5 protein-coding genes and 1 rRNA gene are annotated in these 6,366 nt (G+C 59.1%); 5 read left to right on the top strand and 1 reads right to left on the bottom strand.

Features of this window, described 5'->3' with window-relative positions; genetic code table 11:
* Positions 1–200 precede the first annotated feature (200 nt).
* The 4 genes from rrf to CD932_RS10155 all read left to right on the top strand — a co-directional run bounded on the left by rrf (position 201) and on the right by CD932_RS10155 (position 4,082).
* Positions 201–313, top strand: a 5S ribosomal RNA gene (gene rrf / locus CD932_RS10170).
* A gap of 192 nt (positions 314–505) precedes the next feature.
* Positions 506–1,054: a hypothetical protein gene (locus CD932_RS10165; RefSeq protein ID WP_094442534.1), complete on the top strand. Its 549-nt coding sequence runs from the start codon at positions 506–508 to the stop codon at positions 1,052–1,054.
* 62 nt (positions 1,055–1,116) lie between these two features.
* A complete protein-coding gene (locus CD932_RS10160; RefSeq protein ID WP_094442533.1) occupies positions 1,117–2,595 on the top strand; it encodes a DUF2868 domain-containing protein in 1,479 nt (492 codons plus the stop codon).
* Positions 2,592–4,082 (top strand): DUF3482 domain-containing protein, encoded by a 1,491-nt coding sequence (locus CD932_RS10155; RefSeq protein ID WP_094442532.1) that lies wholly within the window; start codon positions 2,592–2,594, stop codon positions 4,080–4,082. Before CD932_RS10160 ends, CD932_RS10155 begins: the two co-directional genes overlap by 4 nt.
* A gap of 3 nt (positions 4,083–4,085) precedes the next feature.
* Here CD932_RS10155 and CD932_RS10150 read toward each other — a convergent pair whose 3' ends face one another.
* A complete protein-coding gene (locus CD932_RS10150; protein WP_094442531.1) occupies positions 4,086–4,985 on the bottom strand; it encodes a LysR family transcriptional regulator in 900 nt (299 codons plus the stop codon).
* 103 nt (positions 4,986–5,088) lie between these two features.
* Here CD932_RS10150 and CD932_RS10145 point away from each other — a divergent pair, with 103 nt between their 5' ends.
* Positions 5,089–6,168, top strand: coding sequence for a tartrate dehydrogenase (locus tag CD932_RS10145; RefSeq protein WP_094442530.1), 1,080 nt, complete (start codon positions 5,089–5,091; stop codon positions 6,166–6,168).
* The last annotated feature ends 198 nt before the right edge of the window (positions 6,169–6,366 follow it).

Here is a 6,366-nt window from a genome sequence, read left to right as displayed (position 1 = left end):
CTGGGTGTGGAAGTGCAGTAATGCATTAAGCTAACCAGTACTAATTGCCCGTACGGCTTGTCCCTATAACCTTAGCAGGTACAGAGGATAAGACAGTACAACGTTGCGTGTTTGTTGATACCATTCATTACCCCAATCTTTGCTTCTTCCAGATTCAGGCTTTGTCGCTCGACCGAGGACAAACGCCAGTACAAGTTATGCCTGATGACCATAGCAAGTTGGTCCCACCCCTTCCCATCCCGAACAGGACCGTGAAACAACTTTGCGCCGATGATAGTGCTGCAACCAGTGTGAAAGTAGGTTATCGTCAGGCTTGTTATTTGGTAAAACAGCCCCCGGCTGTTTGACCTGGAAAAAACCCCGATCAGCAATGGTCGGGGTTTTTTTTTCGTCTGCTGAAAAGGGTTCGCCGCGCCGTCATGCTATCTTCATCTTGGCTCTGTACGATGGTTACATGGCTGCATCGCAGCCGGTCTTATTCCATCCAACCCGGAGCCTATCTGCCATGCTGGCCAAGCTGAAACTCCTCAAAACTCCCGCAGGTCCCGATACCCTCTTGATGATTTCAGGCATTTTGATCGTCTGGCTGGCCCATGACGGCATGATGTCCAGGCCTTCGGCCGCCGCGTCCGCCGACCCCTTCATGTTGTTCATAAGCATGTTGCTCACCGCAGCTGTCATTCTCGTGGCCGTATGGGATGCGCTGCGTCCGCTGGGCTTGAGCGCAGCACGCCGCATCGCCTTGCGCGTGCTGGCCTGCTCGGCGCTGTTTGTGCCATTGCTAACCAACATCGTGTTTTATCTTAATGACGTGCCAGTTGGCGATGCCTTTCCCTGGTGGTTGTTGGCGGCGTGCGTGTTCTGCTTGCCTGCTCAGCGGCGCGCGGCCGGCCTGGTGTTTGGCTTCGTTTTGCTATCTGGCCTGGGCGTGGGCATCTGGCGGCAAGGGCTGGCAAGCGCGTCCTTGACGCCGGAGTTGTGGTCGGCCTGGATCGCCTCTTATCTGGTCTATCTGCTGTATCGCGTGTTCAAACCGGAAGACGCGTTGGCCTGAAACGCAAAAATACGTCACAATCATCCTGTCGAGTTGTCGTTTTCTACAAAAACAGGAGCAACATGAACGAGTTAATTGCGAGAGATGTAGTGCTGGTACGCGCTATCGAAACGGCGGATCAGCAAAAGGAAATCCTCAGCGAAGATGACCGCATGTATGCAAGCCGCAGCGCGCGCGAGCTGGCCCAGTGGCAAGCATCGGGCAAGCAGGCAGGTGTGACGGGCGACGATTTCCTGCAGCAGCGTTCCGAACAGATCCTGAAACGCCTGACCGAGCGCACGCCCGCGTTTGCCTCATTTGCCAAGCGCCGCAATGGCATGAAGACCTTGTCGCTGACCTTGCCCCTCCTGGCCTTGCTGCTGGGTGCGGGGCTCGATCGCATTACCGATCCGCACCGCGTGGATTTATTGTCCGCGCCGCTGCTGCTGATTATTGCCTGGAATTTGCTGGTGTATATCGGTCTGTTCATCTGGCTGTTTATTCCTTCCCATCCTTTGGGCTGGCCCAAGGCCGGCCTGGTGCGCCACTTGAGCGTGGGGAAATTGTCGATGCCGCGCAAGCTGCCGCATGTGCTGGCAACAGGCTTGCTTAACTTTTCGGTGGAATGGGGGCAGTTGAGCCGCAAGCTGACGTCCGCCCGCCTGGGCCGTACCATTCACCTGAGCGCGGCGCTGTTTGCCATCGGCGCCGTCGCTTCGCTGTATGCGCGCGGCTTCTTGTCGCAATATGCGGCTGGCTGGGAAAGCACTTTCCTCGGTGCCGGCCAGGTGCACAGCCTGCTGTCGACCCTGTTTGCGCCAGCCCTCGCCATCTTTCCCTTGCAAGGTTTTTCCCTGGCTGAAATCGAAGCACTACGCTTCCCGCAAACCACGGCGGCCGAAGGCGGTGCGCGCTGGGTACATCTGTATGCGGCGACGATCTTCCTGCTGGTGGTCTTGCCGCGCGTAATACTGGCGGTGATCAGCAATCTGCGCGCCGTGCATCTGGCGAAAAGCTTTCCGCTGGACCTGGATCAGCCCTATTTCCGCAAACTCAATGAAAGCATTGGGGTATCGACCGGTGGCCTGCTGCGTGTATTGCCTTACAGCTTTACCGTCGACGAAGCGCGCCACAAAGGCCTGGGGCAGATCGCCACCATGCTGTTTGGCGAGCAGGGCCGCGTGATGCTGCGTCCGTCGACCTCGTATGGGGAAGAGCCGAAGGAGGTGCTGCGCGACACCGATCTGAACGACGTGCAGGTCAATATCACGGCCGCCCTGTTCAACCTGACGGCCACGCCGGAAAAAGAAAACCATGGCGCCTTTTTGACTTATCTGGCGCAATCGTCCACGCGCGGCATCGCGGTGCTGATCGACGAGTCCTCGTATCTGGAGCATGCGGGCGAGGCGCTGGAGAACGATAACCGCCGCGCGGAACGTGTCGCCCTGTGGCAGCAGTTCTGCCAGTTCCATCACACCACGGCCACGGTGGTCAATTTGCTCAACCCCGCCCTGCACCCCCTTGATGCGGGTGTGGGGCTGAAACTATCGGCAGCAGCATGAGTGTCAATGTAGAAAAACAGGTGCAGGGCGATGCGGTGCAAATCCAGTTTGCCCTGATTTCGCACACGAATAATGGCAAGACGACCCTGGCGCGCACCCTGGTGGGTGTCGATATCGGTGAAGTGCGCGATGCCGCCCATGTCACAATCTTTGCCGAATCGCATACCCTGCTGGCCACGCCAGACGGTGACGCCTTGCAGTTGTGGGATACGCCCGGCTTTGGCGACTCGGTACGGCTGTTGAAACGCCTCGGCCAGGCGGGCAATCCGATCGGCTGGTTCCTGCGTGAAGTGATTGACCGCTACCGCGACCGCCCATTCTGGCTCAGCCAGCAAGCGCTGCGCACGGCCAGGGATGCGGCCGACGTCGTGTTGTACCTGGTCAACTCATCGGAGCATCCGAAAGACGCTGGTTATTTGCCGGCGGAAATGAAAATCCTCGAATGGCTGGGCAAACCCGTGGTGGTCTTGCTCAACCAGATGGGCCCGCCCCGCGCCGGCAATGCCGAGCAGTCCGAACAGACCCGCTGGCGCGAGCACCTGCGGCAATATCCTATCGTGCGCGAGGTCCTGGCGCTCGACGCCTTTGCCCGTTGCTGGGTGCATGAACGCGTCTTTTATGAAGCGGTCGGCAAATTGTTGCCCGCCTCGCAGCAGGCCGGCTATGCGCGCTTGTTTGCCACCTGGCAGGCGCACAATACCGCACGTTTCCAACAGGCAATGCAGTTGCTGTCGTCACAGCTGGCCGCGGCGGCGCAGGACAGCGAGGCGCTCGATACCGCCTCCAGAGGTTTGCTGCGGTCGGCCTTGCAGGTCGTGGGCATCGGCAAGAATGAAGAGCAGCAACGCCAGGAACGCGCGATGGGCGCCCTGGTCGCAAGGCTCAATATCCACAGTGGCGACACCACGCGCGAACTGCTGATCCTGCACAAGCTCGACCCCACCGATGCACACAAGATCAACACCCGCGTGCGCGACAACTTTGCCGTGCGCGCACCGATCGACAAGGCCCAGGCCGGTTTGCTGGGTGCCATGGTGTCCGGCGCGGCGACGGGCTTGTCGGCCGACCTGCTTTCCGGCGGCCTCAGCATGGGCGCTGGCGCCTTGCTCGGTGGGGTGGTCGGGGCCCTGACATTTGCCGGCGCCGCCTGGGGTTTCAATTCCGGTACCGACCGCAATCATCCGACCATGCAATTTACCGACGCCTTCTTGCGCACCCTGGTGGTGGCGGGCATCTTGCGTTATCTGGCGGTGGCGCACTTTGGCCGTGGTCGCGGCAATTTTGTCGAAAGCGAAGCGCCGGCCTTCTGGCAGGATGAAGTCGAGCACGCGGTGGCGCGCCATGAAAATGCCTTGCTGGAAGTGTGGAAAGAGCTGCGCCGGGAAAAGTCGCCCGAGCAAGCCGCCGCGCGCCTTGCCCCGACCATCACGGTGATTGCCGGCGACACGCTGGCCAGGTTGTATCCGGATGTGCCGCGCCTGGTGTAAGGCTCATGTTTTTGCCTGCAACCATTGCTGCAGGAATTGCACGCACACCCTGACCTTGGCCGAGTTCGATAGCCGCGACGTCGTGACCGCCCAGACATCGGCCTCCTGGCGGTAATCGGGCAATACACGTATCAAGCGGCCTTGCGCCAGGCTGTGCTCCACATCCCAAGCCGAGCGCAAGATGATGCCGTGGCCGTCGAGCGCCCATTGATGCACCAGTTCGCCATTGTTGGCAGACAATTGCCCATCCACCTTGATCGTTTCTGCACCTTGCGGGCCGAGCAGTTTCCAGCGCCGACCATCCTGATCGCGTTCGCGGATCACGATGCATTGATGCTCGCGCAATTGCGCCAGGCGCGTCGGCACGCCGTGCTGCGCCAGATAAGCCGGCGCCGCGCACAGCACGCGAATATTGCTTGCGATGCGGTGCGCGATCAGGTCCGGCTCGTGCACCACGCCCACACGGATATCGAGATCGAAACCTTCGCCCAATAAATCGACAGGGCGGTCGAGCAATTCCAACTGCACTTTCAGCGCCGTATACTGGCGCGCCAGCTGCGATAGCGCCGGCCCCAACCGGTTGCGTCCAAAGCCCGAGCTCGAGCAGATGCGCAAGATGCCTTGCGGCTGCAATTTCGACTGCGCCACCGCCTCGCCCATCTGTTCCACATCGTCGAGGATGCGCTGCGCCCACTGCCGCACGATTTCGCCATGGTCGGTAATGCTGACCCGGCGCGTGGTCCGATGCAGCAATTTTGCCTGCAAGGCCGCTTCCAGCAAGCCGATGCGCTTGCTGACGACCGCCTTCGAGATACCGAGTTCCAGCGCGGTGGCGGCAAAACTGGTTTTATGGGCGACCAGACAGAACAGGCGCAAGTCTTCCAGCAAAGGAGCATGTTTCATGGATTGTCCACGAAGCGTGGCTACTTGGGTTGTAAGTATGCCGATTGTATTCTGTTGTGGCGCTAGTATCATCATCGCATCGTATCCCACACAGGAAAAGACCATGGCCACCCATAAAATTGCAGTCATCGCCGGCGACGGTATCGGCAACGAAGTCATGCCCGAAGGCTTGCGGGTGATGGAGGCGGTCGCGCGCCGCTTCCATATCGATTTGCAGTTCACCACCATGGAATGGGCCAATTGCGACTACTACCTGGAACACGGCCAGATGATGCCGTCGGACTGGTTTGAGCAATTGAAGGATTTTGACGCCATCTATTTTGGCGCCGTCGGCTGGCCCGATAAAGTACCGGACCATATCTCGCTGTGGGGTTCGCTATTGAAATTTCGCCGCGAGTTCGACGAATACGTGAACTTGCGCCCCGTGCGTTTGATGCCGGGCGTGCCCTGCCCGCTGGCGAACAAGAAGCCCGGCGATATCGACTTTTATGTGGTGCGTGAAAATACGGAAGGCGAATATTCATCGGTGGGCGGACGCATGTTCGAAGGGACCGAGCGCGAGACCGTGCTGCAGGAATCCGTATTTACCCGCAAGGGCGTCGACCGTATTCTGAAATACGCGTTCGAGCTGGCACAAAGCCGTCCCAAGAAACACCTGACGTCGGCCACCAAGTCGAATGGCATTGCCATCAGCATGCCGTACTGGGATGAGCGGGTGGAAAGCATGGCGCCGCGGTTTCCAGATGTACGCTGGGATAAATACCATATCGACATCCTGGCGGCACGCTTTGTATTGAGTCCCGAGCGTTTTGACGTGGTGGTGGCGTCGAACCTGTTTGGCGATATTTTGTCCGACCTGGGGCCTGCCTGCACGGGCACCATCGCGATTGCACCGTCGGCCAATATCAATCCCGAGCGTACTTTCCCTTCCGTGTTCGAACCGGTACATGGCTCCGCTCCCGATATCTACGGGCAGAATATCGCCAACCCGATAGGCATGATCTGGTCCGGTGCCATGATGCTGGATTTTTTGGGCAATGGCGACGCCAATTACACGGCCGCCCACGATGCGGTGCTGCATGCCATTGAAAAGGTGCTGGAACATGGTCCCCGCACGCCGGACATGGGCGGCAGCGCCAGTACGACGGAGATGGGCATGGCGGTGGCGGCATTGCTGAAATAAAGCTTGCCGGCGGCGGGCGGCTTTGCTATAGTTCGCCTCCCCAATGAGACGCAGTCAAATGCGGCAGTTGAGGATCACCGGAAACGGCGATGTAGCAGAAAAGAAGGTGTTGACGAATTTAGCGAAATGCTTCATACTCTTCCTTCTTCGCAGATGACAAACACAACGCTTTGTCGATAACGCGAAACGTAACACCGA

The sequence above is a fragment of the Janthinobacterium sp. PC23-8 genome, from assembly GCF_002250505.1.
Classification (GTDB): domain Bacteria; phylum Pseudomonadota; class Gammaproteobacteria; order Burkholderiales; family Burkholderiaceae_D; genus Janthinobacterium.
The sequence above is the reverse complement of the archived record's forward strand: the minus strand, read 5'-3'. Positions and strand labels throughout refer to the sequence as shown.

Coding starts and splice junctions, on each gene's coding strand:
- CD932_RS10165 (WP_094442534.1), top strand. CDS start 506: ATGCTGGCCAAGCTGAAACTCCTCAAAACTCCCGCAGGTCCCGATACC.
- CD932_RS10160 (WP_094442533.1), top strand. CDS start 1,117: ATGAACGAGTTAATTGCGAGAGATGTAGTGCTGGTACGCGCTATCGAA.
- CD932_RS10155 (WP_094442532.1), top strand. CDS start 2,592: ATGAGTGTCAATGTAGAAAAACAGGTGCAGGGCGATGCGGTGCAAATC.
- CD932_RS10150 (WP_094442531.1), bottom strand. CDS start 4,985: ATGAAACATGCTCCTTTGCTGGAAGACTTGCGCCTGTTCTGTCTGGTC.
- CD932_RS10145 (WP_094442530.1), top strand. CDS start 5,089: ATGGCCACCCATAAAATTGCAGTCATCGCCGGCGACGGTATCGGCAAC.